Source organism: Pseudomonas sp. GZJR-8 (assembly GCF_002916705.1).
Lineage (GTDB): Bacteria > Pseudomonadota > Gammaproteobacteria > Pseudomonadales > Pseudomonadaceae > Aquipseudomonas > Aquipseudomonas synxantha_A.
Window position 1 is genome coordinate 183,874 of record NZ_JXSI01000011.1, and the last position, 20,636, is coordinate 204,509.

Here is a 20,636-nt window from a genome sequence, read left to right on the forward strand (position 1 = left end):
CTCTCTGTTAACAATGGGTGAGGATTTCACCGCTTTGGAGCACCCTGGCATAGTCCATCGCGAGGTTACTGAGCGATAACGCGTGCACGTCTTCGGCGAGCCACAGGCGTCCCGACAAGTCGGTTTGATCGAAAGTAAAACAGGCATCCGCCGCCACGATTACGTCGAACCCCAAGTTGCCCCCAGAGCGTGCGGTGGCCTCTACTGAGTTATTAGTGATGACGCCTACGATCACCAGTTGTTTGATCGAGCGCATGTGCAGCCAGCGTTCCAGGCCCGTGGCGATGAAGGCATCCGGTACATTTTTTTCCACCACATGCTCGTGGCCCAGGGGTTGCAGCGTGTCTTGGAATTCACAGCCTGGTTGGCCTGGCCAGAACACCGAGCCGGGAGAGCGGGAGATATGCCGCACATGGACGATCGGGCGTTGCGCCTGTCGCCAGGCATTGAGCAACTGTTGTATGCGCAGTTCGGCGTCTGGGTTGTTGCGGCGGCCCAGGGCGGGATCGGCCATGCCTCTCTGCATATCAATGATCACCAGTGCAGCGTTCGTCGCTATCGGTTCCATGGCCTGTCCTTGTAGGGATGAGTATCGCGGTTCAAGTGTGGGAGCGGGCTTGCTCGCTCCTACAGGTCGGTTGGACGTTACCACCGATCGGCAACCCACACGCAAAACCCTGAGACTTCCCGGCGAAACGCTTCATAATGGCCGCCAATTTGTTTAGCTCGTTATTCTGGTGTGCCCGCATGGAAATTAAGGTCAACTTTCTCGACAACCTTCGGCTTGAAGCCAAGTTCGATGACTTCACGGTCATTGCCGACCAGCCCATCCGCTACAAGGGCGATGGGTCGGCACCGGGGCCATTCGATTACTTCCTGGCTTCGTCGGCGTTGTGTGCGGCGTACTTTGTGAAGTTGTACTGCCAGACGCGCAATATTCCCACCGAGAATATTCGCCTGTCGCAGAACAACATTGTCGACCCGGAAAACCGCTACAACCAGATTTTCAAGATCCAGGTCGAGCTGCCGGCGGACATCTCGGACAAGGACCGCCAGGGCATCCTGCGTTCCATCGACCGTTGCACCGTGAAGAAAGTGGTGCAGGCCGGGCCGGAGTTCGTGATTGAGCAGGTGGAAAATCTCGACGCCGACGCCCAGGCGTTGTTGATGCCCAATTCCACGTCCGAGGCGGGCACCTACATTGCTGGCAAGGACCTACCGCTGGAGCAGACCATCGCCAACATGTCCGGCATCCTCGCCGGGCTGGGCATGAAGATCGAGATCGCCTCGTGGCGCAATATCGTGCCCAATGTCTGGTCGCTGCATGTGCGCGATGCGCATTCGCCGATGTGCTTTACCAACGGCAAGGGCGCGACGAAGGAGGGCGCACTGGCGTCGGCGCTGGGCGAGTTTATCGAGCGGCTCAACTGCAATTTCTTCTACAACGACCAGTTCTGGGGCGAAGAGCTGGCCAATGCGCCGTTCGTGCATTATCCGGATGAGCGCTGGTTTCAGCCGGGCCCGGACGATGAGCTACCGAGTGAAATCCTCGATGCCTACTGCCTGAAGATCTACAACCGCGAGGGCGAGTTGCGCGGTTCGCACCTGTTCGACACCAACTCGGGCAATGAAGCCCGAGGCATTGTCTCGCTGCCGTTCGTGCGCCAGTCCGATGGTGAAGTGGTGTATTTCCCGTCCAACCTGATCGAAAACCTCTACCTGAGCAACGGCATGAGTGCCGGCAACACCCTGGCCGAAGCTCAGGTGCAGTGCCTGTCGGAGATTTTCGAGCGGGCGGTGAAGCGCGAAATCATCGAAGGCGAATTCGCCCTGCCGGATGTACCTGCCGAGGTGTTGGCCAAATACCCTGGCATCCTCGCCGGTATTGAGGGGCTGGAGGCCCAGGGTTTCCCGGTGCTGGTCAAGGATGCATCCCTGGGCGGTGAATTTCCGGTGATGTGCGTGACCTTGATGAACCCGCGCACCGGTGGCGTGTTTGCCTCCTTTGGCGCGCACCCGAGCCTGGAAGTGGCGCTGGAGCGCAGCCTCACCGAGCTGCTGCAAGGCCGCAGCTTCGAAGGCTTGAACGATCTGCCGCAGCCGACCTTCGAAGGCCAGGCGGTGACCGAGCCGAACAATTTCGTCGAGCACTTTATCGACTCCAGCGGCGTGGTGTCGTGGCGCTTTTTCAGCGCCCAGTCCGATTATGAATTCGTCGAGTGGGACTTCTCCGGCCACGGTGAAGACTCTAACGCCCAGGAAGCCGCGACGCTGTTCGGCATTCTTGAAGGCATGGGCAAGGAGTGCTACATGGCGGTGTACGAACACCTGGGCGCCACCGCCTGCCGCATCCTGGTGCCGGACTATTCGGAAATCTACCCGGTGGACGACCTGATCTGGGATAACACCAACAAGGCGCTGTTCTTTCGCGAAGACATCCTCAACCTGCATCGCCTCAACGAGGACGAGCTGCAAGCCTTGGTCGAACGCCTGATTGAAAGCGAGCTGGACGACTACACCGACATCACCACCCTGATCGGCATCGAGTTCGACGACAACACCGCGTGGGGCCAGTTGACCATCCTTGAGCTGAAGCTGCTGATATTCCTGGCCCTCAAGCAGTATGAAGAAGCCAAGGAATGCGTGGAGATGTTCCTGCAGTACAACGACAACACCGTCGAGCGCGGCCTGTTTTACCAGGCGATGAACGCGGTGCTGGAGATGGAGCTGGATGACGACCTGGAGCTGGCCGACTACGAGGCCAACTTCCGGCGCATGTTCGGCAATGAGCGCATGGACGCGGTGATTGGTTCGGTCGACGGCAGTATTCGGTTCTACGGGTTGACGCCGACCAGCATGAAGCTCGAAGGGCTGGACCGGCATCTGCGCTTGATCGACAGCTACAAGAAGCTGCACAGTGCACGAGCCAACATCACCCAAGGCTGATTACGCAGTTGATTTAATGTGGGAGGGGGCTTGCTCCCGATAGCGGTGTATCAGTCAACAAATACAGTGACTGACACCCTGCTATCGGGAGCAAGCCCCCTCCCACATTTTGCTCGATATTTGACGTTAGATGTGTGCCAAGGCTTGGGCTAAATCCGCTCGCAAATCCTCCACATCCTCAACCCCCACCGACAACCGCACCAGCCCATCACCAATCCCCAACTGCGCCCGCGTGGCCGCCGGGATGCTCGCGTGCGTCATGATCGCGGGGTGTTCGATCAGGCTTTCCACACCACCCAGGCTCTCGGCCAGGGCGAAGATCCTGACGTTCTCCAGAAAGCGCCTGGCACCGGCCAGGTCACTGTTCAAATCCACCGAAATCATCCCGCCAAAACCGCACATTTGCTGCTTGGCCAGCGCGTGCTGTGGATGGGATTTCAGGCCGGGGTAATACACTCGCGCCACTTGCGGTTGCTGTTCCAGCCAGGTGGCCAGCTCCAGGGCATTGCTGCAATGGCGCTCCATGCGCAGCGCCAGGGTTTTCACGCCGCGCAGGGTCAGGAACGCATCGAACGGCCCGGCAATGGCACCGACCGAGTTTTGCAGGAAGCCCAGGCGTTCGGCCAGGTCCGGATTGTCACCGACAATGGCGATACCGCCGATCACATCGGAATGCCCGTTCAGATACTTGGTAGTGGAGTGCACTACGATATCGAAACCCAGTTCCAGCGGCCGCTGGATCCACGGGCTGGCGAAGGTGTTGTCGGCCACGCAGATAATTCCGCGGGCACGGCAGATGCGTGCGACGGCGCGCAGGTCGGTGAGGCTCAGCAGCGGGTTGCTCGGGGTCTCGACCCAGACCATGCGCGTGTCGTCCTGCAACGACGCTTCAAAGGCCGACAAGTCGCTCAGGTCGATATAGCTGAAACGGTGCCCAGCGCTGCGTTGGCGCACCTTGTCGAACAGCCGGAAGGTGCCGCCATACAGGTCATTGCCCGAAACGATATGCGCACCGGCATCGAGCAATTCGAGCACGGTGGAAATCGCCGCCAGCCCCGACGCAAATGCAAAGGCCTGGCTGCCGCCTTCAAGGTCGGCCACGCAGCGCTCCAGGGCAAAACGCGTGGGGTTGTGGGAGCGGCCGTAGTCGAAGCCCTTGTGCACACCGGGGCTGTCTTGCAGGTAAGTGGAGTTGGCGTAGATCGGCGGCATCAGCGCGCCCGTGGTCGGGTCGGGTGACTGCCCGGCGTGGATCACACGGGTGGCAAACGCGCTTTTATCGGGCTGACTCATGCAAGGGATCTCCGTAGGTGATTAAGCAGGTCGACGCGGGTGATCAGGCCATGGAAGCCCGAGGCGTCGGCAATAATGGCGACCAGGCCGCGATCCAGTTCTGCCTGCAGTTCGGCCAGGCTGGCGCTGGGGGGCAGGGTGTGCAAGGTGTCGGTCATGGCGCTGGCGACGGTCATGGAAAAGTCCGCCGCGTCATGGTGCAGGCCCAGCAGAATGTCCGATTCGTCGATCACGCCCGCCAATTGTTGGCCGTCTACCAGCACCGGCAGTTGCGACACATCCGCCAGGCGCATGCGTTGGAACGCAGTGAGCAGGGTGTCGTCGGGGCTCACGCTGATCACACGGCCGTCTTCGAAGCGGCGGGCGATCAGGTCGCGCAGGTCGCCGTAATGTTTGTACTGCAGCAGGCCGGCGTCGTTCATCCATTGGTCGTTGTAAACCTTCGATAAATAACGCGTGCCGGTGTCGCACACAAAGGTCACCACGCGCTTGGGCTCGGTTTGCTCGCGGCAGTAGCGCAGGGCAGCGGCGAGCAGGGTGCCGGTGGACGAGCCGCCGAGAATGCCTTCGGCCTTGAGCAATTGGCGGGCGTGGTCGAAGCTCTCTTCATCGCTGATGGAGTAGGCGTGGCGCACGCTGGACAGATCGGCAATCGACGGGATGAAGTCTTCGCCGATGCCTTCCACGGCCCAGGAGCCAGGCGTTTCAAGTTGCCGGCTGCGGCTGTATTCGGCCATGACTGAACCCACCGGGTCGGCCAGTACCATCGTGAGATCGGGCTGCACACGCTTGAAAAAACGCGTCAAGCCGGTGAGGGTGCCGGCCGAGCCGACGCCGACCACAATCGCGTCGACGTCATGTTGGGTCTGCGCCCAGATCTCCGGCGCGGTGCTGGTTTCGTGGGCCAGTGGGTTGGCCGGGTTGTTGAACTGATCAGCAAAGAACGAGCCCGGAATATCCTTGGCCAGCCGTGCCGCCACGTCCTGGTAATACTCCGGGTGGCCCTTGCCCACATCGGAGCGGGTGATATGTACTTCGGCGCCCATGGCCTTCAGGTGCAGCACTTTCTCCGTGGACATCTTGTCGGGCACTACCAGCACCACCCGATACCCCTTGGCCCGGCCTACCAGCGCCAAGCCCAGGCCGGTATTGCCTGCGGTGGCTTCGATGATGGTACCCCCAGGACGCAAGCGCCCATCACGCTCGGCGGCGTCGATCATGGCCAAGCCGATGCGATCCTTGATGGAACCGCCAGGGTTTTGCGATTCAAGCTTTAGAAACAGCGTGCAAGGGCCGGTATCGAAGCGGCTGACCTTGACCAGCGGCGTGTTACCGATCAGTTCAAGTACGGCAGGGCGGGATAGGGTGGGCATGTCGTCACCTGGTTACGGGATGGGCACAGGGTGGGGGACAGCAAATCACAGCATGGCTTGAAACATAGGCCGGTATCGCCCGGGTCGCAACCGGGCGGTCCGATGCATGACTTTTTTTGGCGCATGGGTGATGCGCAGGAGGGGAGATGGTGGAGATCAAATATGGTAGTTGTCGAGCTTTGGCGAGGCTGCGAAGGCGGCGGCACTGTCGGCATTTATGTTGCCTGACCCACCGCCATCGCGGCCTCGCTAAAGCTCGAGCGCTCCCACATCGGCGTTCGGCTATGGCCATTTCTAGGCATAGCCGGACGCTTTTATGGCTCTATCGGACGAGCTATCGAACCTTCAGCCAAAGTTTCATAAAAGAGCCCCAAGGTAACCATGTTAAGTCGCCAATGGTGTTATTGATTTGGTTAGCCACATCAGAGTCAAAGGCTTCAGTATTTCCAAGCGTCCCAGTGGTAAAGAATGCGACCGTGTTGGCTTCAGCCGCAGTAAAGAAGTTTTTGGCCCGCTTTCCTTCTTCCAATGCCTTCACAGCCTTGCCTGGTATCCGCCCGACCATGTATGGGGGCTTGCCATTTGCAAAATCCCCGTACAAGCGACGATAGTCTTTGAATTGTCCGAGTCGTCTAAGTCTTGGGATCAAGTTCGGGACGGTTCTAGAAAGAAGGTTTCTGGCCATCGCGATTCCAGAGCGCCCCAGGTACAGGGCAAGAGAGGCGACTTTTTTAACGAGCATGGCCCCGCCGCCCAATACTCCTGTGCCCAAGGATACCCAGGCGAGAATACTCGAGAGTTCAGGATTGGTATCTTGGGTAAGCACCGACGCGATATTTGCCGCTAATGACACGACCGCGAGCCCGACCAGCGCAGCCGTAAGCAGTAAAGATGTGCCCCCACTCACGATGGCGGCCAGTATGCCAATCGCACCGAAAATCCAGGTGCCCAATGGATTATCGGGCCCGAGCGAGATGGGTCCAGGCTCGCGCCCTTGGCCCTGCCATTGATTCCACAAAGCGTCATTCACTGAAAAATGTCCGCTGGGGTCGCTGAAATTGACTGGATCACCCTCGGCGCAGTAGGCATACAGATTAGGGCCACCTGGCCCGAAAGGGCTGAGGCTGTCCGGAGTGTAGAAACACATGCTGGAAGCTGAGTAATAGCGTCCTTGTCCGCCCGCCCCCAAAACGTATTGACCCGTATCGGCATCAAGGAATTCGTCCTTGAAACCCAGCATGGAATCGGTCTCGGCCGGGGATTGCTCGCCGTATGCCGTATAGGCGTGATGCCTGAGAGTTTGGGCCTGAAGGTCATAGCTGGCCCATACCGTGCCATGGGCGTCTCTGAGTTCAAACAGGGTTCTTTTCACGCCCGAGCGTTTGATCTGTAGAACCGTACAGCCCTCGCTCCCGGGATTCAGCTCCCGGCTGCTGTCGTTATTGGCAGTCGAATATTCTCCACACACCGTTAGCCCGTCATAGATGAGTTGAGTTTGCACGCCGTTGTTGTCCCGGATCATCAGGCGGTCGGAGGGATCATAGCTATAACGGATACTCCCGGCCTGGATCAATCGACCGAGCCAGTCATACGTGTATTTTTTTCCCGAAGCGTCCTGTGTCACCCGCCCGGCTGCGTCGTACCTCAATGTGGCGGCTTCGGGGTAGTCCGAATGGCTGTTGTAGACTGTCGCCAACCGAAAACCATTCAGGCTATCGTTGCTGTTGGTTGTGGTGTTCTTGAACCCACCAAAGCTTGTGACGCAAGTGGTGACATTTCCCAATGCATCGTAAGTGAACTCTTGCTTGTCGATGTCCTGGTTTTTTGGGGTCTTGGGTCGCCATACGCCCGTGGTGGTATAGGACTTGAGTCGCCCGCCCGGCGTGTAAGCCATGATGCGTGACCCCAGCACGATGTTGTCCTGTTTCAAGAACACCGATTTCAGTTTGCCGTCGCCGTAATACGCACTCTCTATTTTGAGATCAACTTTGCCACTGAGTGTAAATCGGCGACTGGTTTCACGCCGTTCTGCGTCGTAGGTATATGTCACATCGAAAGTGACCTTCGGATCGGTTGAGTTAATAGGACCAATAATCAGCTCCTTACTCAAAAGTCCCTGACTGTCATAATTATGGCTACACGTAAAGTGGAAATTGTTGGCTGCATAGCGTTGATCTCCGCTGTAAAGGAACAGTGTCTTATTACCTGTAGGGTCTGTATTGGTGAGCAGGCGTCCACCGTGTGAATACTCGGAAAATGTCTCTTTGGTTTGACCGGGCTGAGTTTGTATATGCTGATTAGTTATATACAGGTTGGCGTCATGATTGTACTCGAGAAACTTTTCGCCCTCGCTCGCTGACGAGATCTTCTGTGCCCCATACGCGTAGGTGTAAGATTGCTGCTCGGTGCGGTTGGTCGTGCCGGTGTTTGCCAAGCGGTTGCCAAGTTCCTTGATGTATTCATGTTGGAGTAGAGTGCCATCGGCGGTTTGGGTTGACGCAGGGACTGAGCTGGCGCCTATATAGGTATAGGTTTCAGTGCACTTGCCGCGGGTGAGTGAGGTGACTCGGCCCCAACTGTCGATGGTGCGTTTGCCCAGTATGTGGCGGTTATTCGAGAATTCGATATCGATCTGGGTGGCTTCGGTCATCAGCCAGTGTTTAGGGTAAGTGTAGTAATAGGTGTAGACCAGGCTGGGGGCCAGTATTCCGTTGTTCTTTTCGCTATGTTTTTCGCTCAACAGACGGCCACTGCCATCGTAAGCGTAATCAATGGTTGTATCGCCCAGTTCACCATCCGTGTGCAGTTGCTTGATCTGCCTGGCGCGGGTATAGGTGGCAGTCTGGGTCTGATAAATGTTGCCCTCCTTGCCTCTCCATTCAATCTTCTTGATGGTCTCATCCAAGTTATAGGTGGTAATTGTTCTGTGCTTGTCGGTTGCCTTGCCGGTCCATTGTGTAAGCGTCAGTGCGATGGGGTCTTTGAGGTCGAAATCTTCCCTGCCGTTGCTGTAGCGTCGTCCGCTGACCCGATTCCAGTCATCATATTTCAACTCCTGCCATTCAAGGAGTTGGAGTGGCATATTCTGGTAATCATACTGGGTGGTACGTAGTTCACGCCCAATACGGTCGTAGCTGACGGCTTTGATCAGCTTTTTTTGGCCATCTTCGATCAAGTATTCACTGACCAGTCGGTCTTGGCCATCGTATTGACTCAAGCGGGTTTGCCCATTGGGGGTGGTCATTTGTATCTGCCCGGGGGCCGGGTAAGTGTAGGTGGTGACTTGGCGATAGGTAGTGCTCTGCGCGCACACTGTCAAAGTGCTCAGTTGGCCGTTATTGTTGTAGCTGTACTCGGTGCGGTTGCCATCAACGTCGACTTGGCGAATGAGGCGTCCGTCAAGAGTGCTCTTGGTTTCCGAAGAGGTGCGGCTGTTACCTTGTTCATCGGTTTCGGTCGTTGTGGTGGTAAGTTCGATATTACCCACGCCCCCCAAGGCATAGGCGAACGAACGTAGAGGGTCACTCACCAGGGGCGCCAAATGTTTATTGCCCAATGTCGACCGGCGGATGCTCTTCACACGTCCGGTGCGAAAGTCTTCGATGACATTGCCTTCCTCTGTAACGTTAGCCTCGAAGTATTCGTACTGTTGGCCTACCAGCGCGGCATCGGCAAATTTATCCGTCGCTAAACTGCATTGCAACGTACTGTAAAGTCTGGCCTCCAGCGAGGGGGTCATTTCATATCGGTGAAGTTCGAACTCGGCAACATTACGCAAGCCGGGGATCAAGTCGGACAGCCCAGGGATGATTGCCAGTAAACCGGGTGTTTCGACAAACTTGGTATCCAGCGCGGCAGATGGGAACAGGCTCTCATATGTATAGTCTGCGGTTTCCCACTGAGTGCCCGGTTTGTCATTTTGTTCTTCCTTGGAAGCGCGTGCGATTGCGCTTAGTAATTCGCGGGCTTTTAGCGTACCGTTGCTATGTTTCAAAAAATTGTAAATCGGGTCTGTAAATGAGCGTAGATAGTCCATCTCGGTAGTAATGGTCTGTTGTTGGTTTTTGATAAGGCCAGAACTATCGTTAAAAGTATTCTTGTTCGTCGTTGTCCGGCTTCTGTTCGCTTGTTGGTAAGTTACTCGGGTTTCACGACTATCAAGGTCATCATCCTTACTCATGTTATACGCTGTCAGGGTTTTGGCAGAACCTTGGGAGAGCGTCTCAGTCTTGACGTCATGTTCATCGTCGTATTGATAAACCGTGGTGCGAATGGCCGGTACGCCCTCAGCCATGATCGTCCGGTATTTTTTTTCATCTTGACGCTCATACGCATAGGTTGTAATAACAGGCGTGCCGCCACCCGTTGGGGTGAGCGTGTGAGTACTGACGCAAGGCAACGCTGACAACTGTGGGTTGTCCGGAAATGTCAGTCCGTTGTCTTTATATTCGACCGCCTCTTGGAGTCCGTCGACATTGGTGATCTTGTTCAACAGCCAACCACACACCGGATGGTCCAAATACTCCAAGGTGGTTTTGTGAGTATTCCCGAGGGTAACGGACTGCAGGGCGTAATCTTTAAGTGCCAACGTGTAGGTGAGGGTTTGAGTTGCATCATCAGGCCAGAACATAATCTTGACTGTCCCAATGGCCGGCGATGTATCGGGCGCGGGGGGCGTGTATTCAATCTTGAGCAGGTTTCGCTTGGTGCTGTCCGTGATGCCTGTTAATTGAAGTTGATAATACGTTTTGCCCTCTATAACGTGGGGCGTTGATGTCCATGTGAAATATAAGTTTTTCGACTCCTTGAGGTCGGGATTATAGGTTGTCAATATTTTTGGTACATAGATGCCTGTGTTGTCCAGCAATTCCAATACTTCATGTCTTGTGTCCTTGCGCATCACGGTCAGTTGGTTGTTGAACCAGGAGACATTAACGGCATCGTTTTGTGGGTCAGGATCGATACCTTTTTTTATATTTAGTACTTCGCCGGAGTGCAATGTTAAACGGTTATGCGCAGTGCTATAAGTGGTTAGCCCAAAAAAACAGCCATCCCCCAATGCGAACAGGTTATTGAAGGTGGGGGCACAGTGAAGCCCCATTTCAAACACAGGGCCGCTGCCGTCGTTACCGACGATTGAGGGGAGGGGAATAAAGGCCTCGAACAGGCCTGTGCGTGGATCGACCACGTTGCGTTTTTGAGTGGTGGCGTTAAAAATTGGATCGTTCTCGGAATCGCTAGGGTCCGTACCCATTGGATTGTGGGCCATGTTCATTTCCTTATGTCGTAGTAGGCCCCCTTCGTGGGGGAGATATGCACTACTTGAAAACTACACGGTCGGTAAGCCTGCGATAACTGTAAGAGTTCACAGTATTTTATATTAAATAGTTTTTGAATTTATTGTTTTAATCTCCTTTGCGAATAAGGATGTTTGTGATCTGTATGAAAGGTGGAGGCCTTCAAGTTCGGATCGACATCATGCACATCAACGTCCGGCCACAGCGTCTTCTATAGTTGCAATATCAATCTTGGTCATTTTCATCATCGCCTCAAACGCACGCTTGGCGATGGCAGGATCTTTGCTGGTAACCGCATCGACCAACACCCGTGGCGAGATCTGCCACGACACCCCCCACCTGTCCTTGCACCAGCCGCAGGCGCTTGCCCGCCCACCATTATTGATGATGGCATTCCACAAGCGATCGGTTTCTTCCTGGTCATCCGTAGACACCTGAAAGGAAAACGCTTCGCTATGCTTGAACATCGGCCCGCCATTGAGGCCGACGCAGGGGATACCCAGCAAGGTGAATTCCACGGTCAGCTCATCGCCCTGTTTACCCGCCGGGTAGTCGCCAGGCGCATGGTGCACGGCCTTCACTTCGCTGTCGGGGAAGGTCTTGGCGTAGAAAGTCGCGGCCTCCAGGGCATCGTTGTTGTACCAGAGGCAGATCGTATTTTTGTTGTTCATCGCAAGGCTCCTCGGGTTGGACGGTGCGTGAAGTCTAGACGATAACCGCGGGCGTTCTACCCCGTTTAGAACCGCTCATCCAGGATCGCCGGCAAGGTGATGTCCTTGACGAAACTGGCCGGCGACAAGTTCAGCGTCATGCGCACCACTTGCACCACGTCATGCACCGGAATCGACTGGCCTTCACCGCGTTGCGCCGCCACTGCGAGCGGTGTGCTCAACGGGTCTTCGGTGTTCAGGTAGCCCAGGTTCAGGCAGGTCACGCCCAGGCGCTGATGCCGATAGCCTTCACGCAAGGCATCGGCAATCCCGCGCAGCGCAAACTTGGAGGCACCGAAGGCCACCTCCGGGCGGCCACTTTGCGGCAGGCCGGAGGTCGAGCCAGTCAGGATGATTCGTGGGTTGGCGCTGTCGAGCAGCACCGGCAGCAGGCGTTTGATCAGCAACAAGGTAGCGGTGATGTTGCACGTGACAATGGCTTCGAGCTGCTCATCACTGTCGGCCAAAAAGTTGTACGCCGGGTCGAAGGCAAATTCTTCCCAGATACCCAGGTTGTAGATCAAGGTATCCAGCCCACTCTCGGTCACCGAGGCTTCAATGGCCTGGGCAGCTTTGGCGGGTTCGGCCAGGTTGGCTTCGATCCAACGCACCTGCACATCAGCCTTGTGGTTGAGCTGTTCTGGACGGCTGCGGGATACACCGATCAGCGTATCCCCGGGTTCGCCCAACCCCTCGATCAGCGCCTTGCCCAGGCCTTTGCTGGCGCCCACTACCATGGTTTTCATTACGCGTCTCCTTGACTGAAGGGCGTAGTTATAAGGCAGTTGGGTGGGGCTTTCCAGCCTGCTGTTCAGGCTTGCACGGCTTCCCGGCAAGTGCGTAAACCCGCACGCCGCGAGCGCCAGGCCAAACCCAGCACCATCAGCAAGCCCAGGCCCGCCATGATTGCACCGGCCAGGGAAATAGCCGGGTAGCCCAACCCGGCGTTGATCACTGCGCCACCCAGCGCCGCACCAATCGCATTGCCAAAATTGAACGCGCCGATGTTCATCGCCGACGCCAGGTTAGGCGCATCCTTGGCGGCCTCCATCACACGCATCTGCAACGGCGGTACCAGCGCAAAACTGGCGGCACCCCATAGCAGGATCGACACGGCGGCAGGCAGCGGCCATTGCATCAGTACCGAGAAGGCCAGCAGCACGGCAATCAACACCACCAGCGAGGTGATCAAGGTACGGTCCACCGAGCGGTCGGCCGACTTGCCGCCCCACACGTTGCCCAGGGTCAGCCCGATCCCGAACAGCACAAGCATCCCGGTGACGAAGTTGGTCGAGGCGTGGGTGACGTTGCGCAGAATCGGCGCGATGTAAGTGAACACCGTGAACATCGCACTGGAGCCCACCACGGTCAGCGCCAACGCGGCCAGCACCGGCCCGCGGCCCAATACGCGGATTTCCGCCATCAGGCTGCCACCTTTAGGCGCGGGTGCATTCGGCAACGCCCACCACAGCGCCGCCATCACCACCGCACCGAGGCCGCTGATCCCCCAGAACGCCGTGCGCCAACCAAAGTTCTCGCCAAACCAGGTCGCCAGCGGCACGCCGCCGATGGTCGCCAAGGTCAGCCCGAGAAACATCGCCGCGACCGCCCCCGCGCGTTTCTCCGGCGCTACCACGCTGGCTGCCACAATCGAACCAATGCCAAAAAACGCCCCGTGGTTCAGCGACGTCACCAGCCTTGCGACCATCAAGGTCTGGTAGTTGGTGGCCAGCGCCGACAACAAATTGCCCAGGGTAAAAATCGCCATCAGCCCGATCAGCAAATAACGACGCGGCACTCTCGCCGTGGCGAGGGTCATGATCGGCGCGCCGATCAGCACGCCCATGGCATAAGCACTCACCAGCAGCCCGGCGGCTGGAATGGATACGCCAAGATCGGCGGCAATACCGGGCAACATGCCCATGGGCGCAAACTCCGTGACCCCGATGCCGAAGGCACCGATGGACAAGGCTACAAGGGGTGGATTGATACGCATGGTTGACTCCTCATCTGTGTGCCGAATGCTACAATCCAGCCTTTTCAAGCAGTAGCCCTTGCTCGGGAACTACAGCTTTGCGCAGGAGGCACAAATGGACATCGGCGGTCGGTCAGGAGAGATGGAAGTGTTCGCCATGGTCGCCGAGCAGGGCAGCCTGTCGGGCGCGGCGCGAGCCCTGGGGCTGACGCCATCGTCCATCAGCCGCATCATCACCCGCACCGAAAAGCGCATCGGCACCCGACTGCTGCTGCGCACCACTCGCGCCATCACCTTCACCGCCGAAGGCGAAGCCTACCTGCGCGGCGCCCGGCGCATCCTCGCAGACATGGCCGAAGTCGAAGACGCCATCACCGACCAGGGCACCCCACGCGGCCGCCTGCGAGTCAGCGCCGCCCTGGCCCATGGCCGCATGACTATCGTCCCGCTGATCGCCGCCTTCAGCGCCCGCTATCCGGCCATCGTCGTCGACCTGATGCTCGGCGATGAAGTGGTGGACATCCTCGGCGGCCAGGCCGACGTCGCCATCCGCTTCGGCCCCCTCGCCGACAGCCCGCTGACCGCCCGGCATATCGGCTCCACCGGGCAAGTTATCGTCGCCTCACCGGAGTACCTGGCAAGGCATGGCACCCCGGTAACGCCGCAGGATCTACTCCAGCACAACTGCCTGCGCTTCAACTTCCGCCGAGCGGCGCCGGATTGGCCGTTCAGGGCGGATGGGCGGGAGTTTTCGTTGAAGGTGGCGGGGACGATTGAGGGCAACAGTGGCGAGGCATTGGCACAGTTGGCAAAGCTGGGGGCAGGGATTGCGCGGATTGGGGCGTTTAGTGTGGTGGAGGAGGTGAAGCGGGGGGAGTTAGTGGTGTTGCTGGAGGACTTTAACCCGGGGGATGTGGAGCCGATTCATGCGGTGTTTGTGGGGGGAGGGGCGATGCCGGCGCGGGTTAGGGCGTTTGTGGATTTTTTGGTGGAGAGGCATGGGGGTTGAGGAGGTGCGGGTTTAGGTCTGGATTTGTTGGGAGGGGGGGATCGGCGGATTTCGGCCAATAGCTGCCTGTCGGAACCGGCTGAAATAGCCCCAGAGCGGTCATCTCCGCGTTCCAGTATTATCATGCCGATCTTCGGACTGTTTATTGGTAGGTTGATCCATGGCCAGAAGCGTTAGGCTTCAAAAAAAACTGCATACACGGCATCTGATGGAGACAGCTGAAGAGGTGGTACTTGATGACAGCCTTGTTGGAAAGCTATGGGCGCTCAATCAAGGTGACAGATTTGAGTTGAATTCAGCTTCTCTCAGTTCTGCAGCCGTTCAAAAGTACCGCTTGGAATACGTGATAACGAGAGGCCCTGTTCCTGGGCACTGGCTGTACACAAAATTTGACCCCGAGGAACTTGTATTATTTTTTACGGCAAAAGACTTTGACGGCATTTGCCATGGCTGGACTCTGTTTGACGAGTGACAACCTCAGCTTTAGCTCTCTGAGAGGCAACTCTGGGTCGATTGTAGCCGGTCGCAAAAGACCGGAACTGGCCGTTTACGGCCCGTGAGAAATAACCAGTTTCTCCTCCACGCGCTGGCCTGCCTTGCTCCAGCGCACGGAGCCCTTTCTAGCTAACCGCTGTAGAGTGCGCTTCTACCTCCGAAGCCTGCTCCCGCAATCGACGCGCGATAACATCCATCAGATCACACCCATCCCGCAACGGTATCGCCAGTAGTTGAGCAAAATCCGAAAGCACCACGCAGTCAGCCTCCACTTCACCCCGAAAAGCGATGTTTTCCAATACTTGAGTCACGGTACGAATGCGATAGTCAGCCATCGCTTGCAGCACATCGAGCGGTGCTTGCGAGTCAATGAGCAGGGACGCTGGAACCCGATCGATTCCAGTAAGAGGGATATATCTTTCCATTTTTGAAACTCCGATAAATGCAATGATTTACCGATAATCAGGTCGCCAAATCTGATCGCCACATGGGCGACCGGGAAACTATAAGCGTCGTTGCAGCCGACGATCAACGCAAAGGTTGTAACCGGCACGGATGGACTGAGGCTCGAACGCCGCTCACTCCACTTTTTCGCTGCAGTCTGCTCCCGACTAGCCTCATTCCCTTCTTGATATTTCCCCACACCATCACGCTTTTTAAGCTTGCTGAAACGTTTCATCGAGTTTATAAAACCCCCACAACTCCAATAAAGGCCACCGCTATGACCCCGCTAAAACTCCTCGTTGCCCTAAGCGCACTGTCCGCTGCCTCCCACGCCATGGCCTGGGATTACGTGCTCCTCGACACCGACAAAGCCGCCCAGAACTGGCAGATCACCAGCCAGCAGCTCGGCGTACAAACCGACAAGCCCTTCAGCGTTACCCTGCGCACCTTGCACGGTGGTCGGCAGGAGGGGGTGAGCATCGTTGATATCGATAACGGCACGATGAAGCTTTCGGTGGTGCCGACTCGCGGTATGAACGTGTTGCAGGCTTCGGTCGGCGATGTGCGCATGGGTTGGGATTCGCCGGTCAAGGAAGTGGTCAATCCGTCGTTTATCGAGCTCAATGGCCGCGGTGGGCTGGGCTGGCTGGAAGGTTTCAACGAGCTGGTCACCCGCTGCGGCTACGAGTGGGTCGGCCACCCTGGCATGGACAACGGCGAACTGCTGACCCTGCACGGGCGGGCCGCCAATATTCCTGCGAATAAAGTCACGCTGCATATCGATGAAAAACCACCGTATGCCATCACCTTGCGCGGCGAGCTGAAAGAGCAGGCGTTCAAGAAGGTCGACTTCTCTGTCGCGACCGAACTGGTTACCCAACCTGGCAGTGTGGTGTTTGCCCTCAACGACACCCTGACCAACAACGGCGACTATCCGAAGGAATACCAGGCGCTGTATCACAGTAACTTCAGCACCCCGTTCCTGGAGCAGGGCGCGCGGTTTGTCGCGCCGGTGAAGCAGGTGTCGCCGTTCAACGACAAGGCCAAGGGCGAATTGGCCGACTGGCAAACCTATCGCGCACCGACCAAGGACTATGACGAAACGGTCTACAACGTGGTGCCATATGCCGATGCCAAGGGCGATACCTTGACCGTGCTGCATAACAAGGCCGGCAGCCTGGGCGTTTCGGTTGGCTTCAATACGCAGACACTGCCGGTGTTTTCCCTCTGGAAAAACACCGACACCCAAGGCCAGGGCTATGTCACGGGGCTGGAGCCAGGGACGAGTTTTTCCTACAACCGTCGTTATCAGCGGCCACTGAATCTGGTGCCGACAATCGGGCCGAAGGAACACAAGCAGTTCCGCATCAGCTACAGCCTGTTGGCGGACAAGGCCGCTGTTGATAAGGCTTTGAAGCAGGTCAGCGAAATTCAGGATGGGCGTGAGACTGAGGTGCGGCAGACGCCGTTGGTTGATTTGACCAAGGAATGACGCCGCCTGGAGCATCATTGCGATGTCATTGATGTTGAGCACCCACGCTTATGCGGGGTGCGGCAACATTAACGACGGAGTGAAGCCGTCAGCCGACGATCAATCTGGCGTTGTCTGGCCAATCGAACGTCCAATGCTTGCAAGAAAAATCCGGGTATCCCGATTGGACCGCAGATGAACCACACGGCAGGCGGGTGGGGCAGCCTCCACGAGTTGTTGCATCTTTACTCGCGCTGATTCTTTGGTCTGCCACATGAATCTAAAAAACTCCGGCAGGTTCGCCAGTCGTTCGGGGCAGTTCTCCGGCAAGTCAGGCCGAGTCTGACCGCGTTTGAGCAGCGTCCTGAGCAATACGCGCCAGAATCGGAGCGTCGCCGAACGGTCAATCCATATCAACAGATCTGCGCGGGCCAGCCGGTTGTCCCAAGTGGTTGAATGGCCTCCTTCGAATATCCAGCGTTCACGGGCCTCGACCTCAAGGCAAAGCTGCGTCTTCGCGTCGCGGCTGCGTTCGATCCACCCTGGCTGCCAGTGGATAGTGTCGATATGAACGACCGGCAAACCCGTGCACTGACCAAGCTTGCGCGCCAAGGTGCTTTTGCCTGACCCAGGTTGACCCACAATCATCACCCGTCGCATCTAAGCTCCTTCTCGCTGTGCGCGCTGAATTTTTGGGGTGGCGATTCTACGTCAATGCCTGTCTGCGTCAACGTGCTCACGCAAACCCAAGAGCGCCACCTTTTATCCAGGCACCCCGTGCCAACGTTGGCGGCCTTCGCGAGCAAGCTCGCTCCTGCAGTCGTTGGGTTAGGCCCGGCGAGCGGTCAACAACACTGCCGCCGCCGCTGATAACAGCCCCGCGCAGCAACGATTGAAGATGCGCTTGCCCCTTGGCTCGCCAAACCAGCGGCGCATATGCAGGCCCATGTAGCCGTAGGCGCTGATGGCGATCCATTCCAGGACCAGGAACATCGCGCCCAGCAGGGCGAACTGTGCGGTGATGGGTTGGTCAGGTACCACGAACTGCGGCAGGAAAGCGGTGAAGATCAGGATGGCTTTCGGGTTGCCCGCCGCCACCAGAAACTCCTGCCGTGCCAGAGCCCATAAGCCGACCTGGTGAGCGGCTGTTGGTGACTCTGCCTGTGGTTGCGCACGCCATAGCTGATACGCCAGATAAAACAGATACGCCGCGCCAAGTATCTTGATCCCGTAAAACAACAACTCCGACGTTTGCAGCACTACCGCCAACCCGGCGGAGGCGAGGGCGATCATGCCGGCAAAGGCCAGCAACCGACCGAGACCTGCGAGGCAGGAGGTGCGGTAGCCGTAGCGGGTGGCGTTGCTTACCGACAGCAGGTTGTTGGGGCCAGGCGCCATGTTCAGGGCGAAGCAGGCAGGCAAGAAGAGGGCGAGGGTGGCGAGGTCCATGGCGGCTCCGGGTTTGGTCGGACGAGAGCGTTGAGGATAGGGGCAGTCGGCAGGGACAGCAATGAGGCTGGCAGTGTATCTGCGTGCCGGAGCGCAAGATCTTTATTTAGTCCCCGGCGAAACTGATTTTGTCATAGGCCCGTAGGCACACTGCGAAGACAAGATTCAGTGCACGATGGAAGGAGCCCGCATGATTCGCAGAGCATTACCCACCGACGCAAACGCCATTGCCCAAGTGCATATCAGCAGTTGGCAAGAGGCGTATCGCGACCTGATGCCCACCGACTACTTGAACGGGTTACAAGCCACCCTGGCTCAGCGCGAAGCCTATTGGCGTCGCTCGATAGCCGCGGGCGAACCGGAAGTATGGGTCGCAGAGGTGGACCAGCAGATTGTCGGGTGGATAGCCGTTGGCGCCAGCCGTGACGAAGAGGCCGCCGGGGCAAATGCAGGGGAGGTTATGGCCATCTATGTTCTGACCAGGTATTGGCAAACGGGCGTCGGGCTGGCGCTGTGGAACGCGGGCTTGCAGGCGTTGGTTCAGCAGGGGTATGACTGCCTGACGCTTTGGGTCCTGGCCCGCAATGAACGGGCCATGCGCTTTTATCGCAGGGTCGGTTGTGTCGAGGACGCAGGCAGCGAACTCAAGATTGAGAGGGGCGGTGTCACGCTGGTGGAGGTGCGGTACAGGTTGTCCTTTACCTGAGCTTTTGTTCCAAACAACCGATCAGCCAGTTGCCGGCCTCGCTCCAGCCCTTGCGTCGTCAACCAAATCGACTTGTTCTTGTTGACCGGGTTCAGAATATAACCATGCCGGTCAGTTAAACGTAGATCTCCTGTGGGAGGGGGGCTTGCTCGCGAAAGCGGTGGGTCAGTCAACACCAATGTTTGCTGGGCCGACGTCTTCGCGGGCAAGCCCGCTCCCACATTTGATCTGCGCTGCTTTGAGCATTTCGTTCGCTTAACTGACTGGCATTAGGGCTTGCCCCTTCCCATCGGTTCAGGGTCGCGCCGAAGCTGTGTTGATACCTAGGCTATCGAATTGAGGGGAAGCCGCACATGAAACACCGTGCCGTGTTCGGTATCAGAGCTGACCTCAATCGATCCGCCATGGGACGCGACGATTTCCGAGGCGATGAACAGGCCCAGGCCCAAGCCTTCTGTGGGGCCGTGATTGACGGCAGTACGCTGAGAGAAGCGGCCCATCGGGTTGAAGATGAACGGCAGCACATCCTCAGGTATCGCCTCTCCACTGTTGTGCACGGAAAATACCGCGAAATCTTCCTGTAACTCCAACTCGACCTGGATAGGCCGCGTGGTGTCGCCGTGCTGCACGGCGTTGCTGACGATGTTCGAGAACACCTGCTCCATTCGGGCGCCGTCGAACTGGCCCGACGCCTGGGTCTTCGAATCGAACAGGATGATCGCTTCAGGATGAAACGTGCGGATTTCTTCTACGACACGCTGGCAAAGCGGTGAGAGATCTATATCGGCCGTTCTGACCGGAATGCCCGGCCCCATCTGGCAGCGGGTCAGGTCGAGCAAGTCGCCGACGATCTTGCTCGCTCGACGCACACTGGTGTAGATCTGGTTGGCCACTTTGTTCGCCTTGGGGCCTGCATCCTGGGAGCGCCGCAGCACGTCGGCACCCAGCAGGATCGCGCCGAGCGGCGTGCGCAGGTCGTGGCCGAGGATGCCCAGAAACACGTTGCGCGATGCCTCGACCGCGCGCGAATAGCTGGCGATGGACTCGGCGAGCGCCTGGTCAATGGCCTCGTGGAAACGGGTCATGTCGTCAACGTTGATCGGCGTGCCGTCCTTGATCTGGCGCATCCACTGGCTGACCACACTGGTGCGCAGGGCGCGGTATTCCGACACCATCTGATCGATGGTGAAGCCGGCCATCAACCGCGTGATGGCGTGGATTTCTGCCGCGGTCTCCTGCTCCTCCGCGGGGGCCAGGCCCTGGGCCTTGGCGATTTGCTCTTGGCGGGTCTGTTTGGTTCGCAGGTCGCTGACGATGGCTCGCAACATCTGCTCGGCATGGTCGCGCAGCGCCACGCTGTCGAGATCCTCGCCCGGGGTGTCGAGGGTTCTGGCGAAATCTTCCCAGGCTTGCAGAATCGGTTCGAGGTGCTCAAGGATGAAATCGGCCAGGCGCATGTCTGTAATCC

18 protein-coding genes are annotated in these 20,636 nt (G+C 57.7%); 5 read left to right on the forward strand and 13 right to left on the reverse strand.

The annotated features are described in order from the left end of the window. Positions 1 to 7: 7 nt before the first annotated feature. The gene (locus tag TK42_RS20810) at positions 8 to 568 is read right to left on the reverse strand and encodes a cysteine hydrolase family protein (RefSeq protein ID WP_103735020.1); all 561 of its coding nucleotides are present in this window, start codon (positions 566 to 568) and stop codon (positions 8 to 10) included. A gap of 179 nt (positions 569 to 747) precedes the next feature. On the opposite strand from TK42_RS20810, the gene TK42_RS20815 reads away from it, so the two are divergent. After that, on the forward strand, positions 748 to 2,946 hold the full coding sequence (locus TK42_RS20815) for an OsmC domain/YcaO domain-containing protein (RefSeq protein WP_103735021.1): 2,199 nt from the start codon (positions 748 to 750) through the stop codon (positions 2,944 to 2,946). A gap of 126 nt (positions 2,947 to 3,072) precedes the next feature. Here the strand turns inward: TK42_RS20815 and TK42_RS20820 are convergent, their stop codons facing one another. The 6 genes from TK42_RS20820 to TK42_RS20845 form a co-directional block, all read right to left on the reverse strand. After that, positions 3,073 to 4,239, reverse strand: coding sequence for a cystathionine gamma-synthase (locus TK42_RS20820; RefSeq protein ID WP_103735022.1), 1,167 nt, complete (start codon positions 4,237 to 4,239; stop codon positions 3,073 to 3,075). Further along, positions 4,236 to 5,612 (reverse strand): cystathionine beta-synthase, encoded by a 1,377-nt coding sequence (locus tag TK42_RS20825; protein ID WP_005787970.1) that lies wholly within the window; start codon positions 5,610 to 5,612, stop codon positions 4,236 to 4,238. Before TK42_RS20825 ends, TK42_RS20820 begins: the two co-directional genes overlap by 4 nt. A 334-nt stretch (positions 5,613 to 5,946) precedes the next feature. Further along, entirely contained in the window at positions 5,947 to 10,881 is a 4,935-nt protein-coding gene (locus TK42_RS20830; protein ID WP_158254343.1) for an RHS repeat domain-containing protein, read from the reverse strand. A 216-nt stretch (positions 10,882 to 11,097) separates the two neighbouring features. Further along, on the reverse strand, positions 11,098 to 11,580 hold the full coding sequence (locus TK42_RS20835; protein ID WP_103735024.1) for a VOC family protein: 483 nt from the start codon (positions 11,578 to 11,580) through the stop codon (positions 11,098 to 11,100). A gap of 65 nt (positions 11,581 to 11,645) precedes the next feature. Further along, positions 11,646 to 12,365: an SDR family oxidoreductase gene (locus tag TK42_RS20840; protein ID WP_103735025.1), complete on the reverse strand. Its 720-nt coding sequence runs from the start codon at positions 12,363 to 12,365 to the stop codon at positions 11,646 to 11,648. Between the two features lie 65 nt (positions 12,366 to 12,430). Beyond that, complete coding sequence (locus TK42_RS20845; RefSeq protein WP_103735026.1) at positions 12,431 to 13,615, reverse strand: MFS transporter; 1,185 nt, start codon at positions 13,613 to 13,615, stop codon at positions 12,431 to 12,433. A 94-nt stretch (positions 13,616 to 13,709) separates the two neighbouring features. On the opposite strand from TK42_RS20845, the gene TK42_RS20850 reads away from it, so the two are divergent. Both TK42_RS20850 and TK42_RS20855 read left to right on the forward strand, forming a co-directional pair. Continuing rightward, positions 13,710 to 14,603 (forward strand): LysR family transcriptional regulator, encoded by an 894-nt coding sequence (locus tag TK42_RS20850; protein WP_103735027.1) that lies wholly within the window; start codon positions 13,710 to 13,712, stop codon positions 14,601 to 14,603. A gap of 160 nt (positions 14,604 to 14,763) precedes the next feature. Continuing rightward, entirely contained in the window at positions 14,764 to 15,075 is a 312-nt protein-coding gene (locus tag TK42_RS20855; RefSeq protein WP_103735028.1) for a hypothetical protein, read from the forward strand. A gap of 148 nt (positions 15,076 to 15,223) precedes the next feature. Here the strand turns inward: TK42_RS20855 and TK42_RS27190 are convergent, their stop codons facing one another. Continuing rightward, positions 15,224 to 15,523 (reverse strand): hypothetical protein, encoded by a 300-nt coding sequence (locus TK42_RS27190; protein WP_103735029.1) that lies wholly within the window; start codon positions 15,521 to 15,523, stop codon positions 15,224 to 15,226. After that, positions 15,406 to 15,777 (reverse strand): hypothetical protein, encoded by a 372-nt coding sequence (locus tag TK42_RS26900; RefSeq protein WP_158254344.1) that lies wholly within the window; start codon positions 15,775 to 15,777, stop codon positions 15,406 to 15,408. The genes TK42_RS27190 and TK42_RS26900 overlap by 118 nt, the downstream gene beginning before the upstream one ends. A gap of 42 nt (positions 15,778 to 15,819) precedes the next feature. On the opposite strand from TK42_RS26900, the gene TK42_RS20865 reads away from it, so the two are divergent. Beyond that, positions 15,820 to 17,034, forward strand: a complete 1,215-nt coding sequence (locus TK42_RS20865; RefSeq protein ID WP_103735030.1) for an aldose 1-epimerase family protein — start codon at positions 15,820 to 15,822, stop codon at positions 17,032 to 17,034. Between the two features lie 99 nt (positions 17,035 to 17,133). On the opposite strand, the gene TK42_RS20870 is transcribed toward TK42_RS20865, so the two are convergent. Together TK42_RS20870 and TK42_RS20875 are read right to left on the reverse strand one after the other, a co-directional pair. Continuing rightward, positions 17,134 to 17,673, reverse strand: a complete 540-nt coding sequence (locus tag TK42_RS20870; RefSeq protein WP_103735031.1) for an AAA family ATPase — start codon at positions 17,671 to 17,673, stop codon at positions 17,134 to 17,136. A gap of 168 nt (positions 17,674 to 17,841) precedes the next feature. Further along, positions 17,842 to 18,462: a LysE family translocator gene (locus TK42_RS20875; protein WP_103735032.1), complete on the reverse strand. Its 621-nt coding sequence runs from the start codon at positions 18,460 to 18,462 to the stop codon at positions 17,842 to 17,844. A gap of 190 nt (positions 18,463 to 18,652) precedes the next feature. Here TK42_RS20875 and TK42_RS20880 point away from each other — a divergent pair, with 190 nt between their 5' ends. Beyond that, the gene (locus TK42_RS20880) at positions 18,653 to 19,168 is read left to right on the forward strand and encodes a GNAT family N-acetyltransferase (protein ID WP_103735033.1); all 516 of its coding nucleotides are present in this window, start codon (positions 18,653 to 18,655) and stop codon (positions 19,166 to 19,168) included. Here the strand turns inward: TK42_RS20880 and TK42_RS27415 are convergent. Both TK42_RS27415 and TK42_RS20890 read right to left on the reverse strand, forming a co-directional pair. Continuing rightward, on the reverse strand, positions 19,066 to 19,389 hold the full coding sequence (locus TK42_RS27415) for a DUF6429 family protein (RefSeq protein WP_371920279.1): 324 nt from the start codon (positions 19,387 to 19,389) through the stop codon (positions 19,066 to 19,068). The genes TK42_RS20880 and TK42_RS27415 overlap by 103 nt on opposite strands. Before the next feature lie 102 nt (positions 19,390 to 19,491). Then, positions 19,492 to 20,625, reverse strand: a complete 1,134-nt coding sequence (locus TK42_RS20890; RefSeq protein WP_032880919.1) for a sensor histidine kinase — start codon at positions 20,623 to 20,625, stop codon at positions 19,492 to 19,494. Between the last annotated feature and the right edge of the window lie 11 nt (positions 20,626 to 20,636).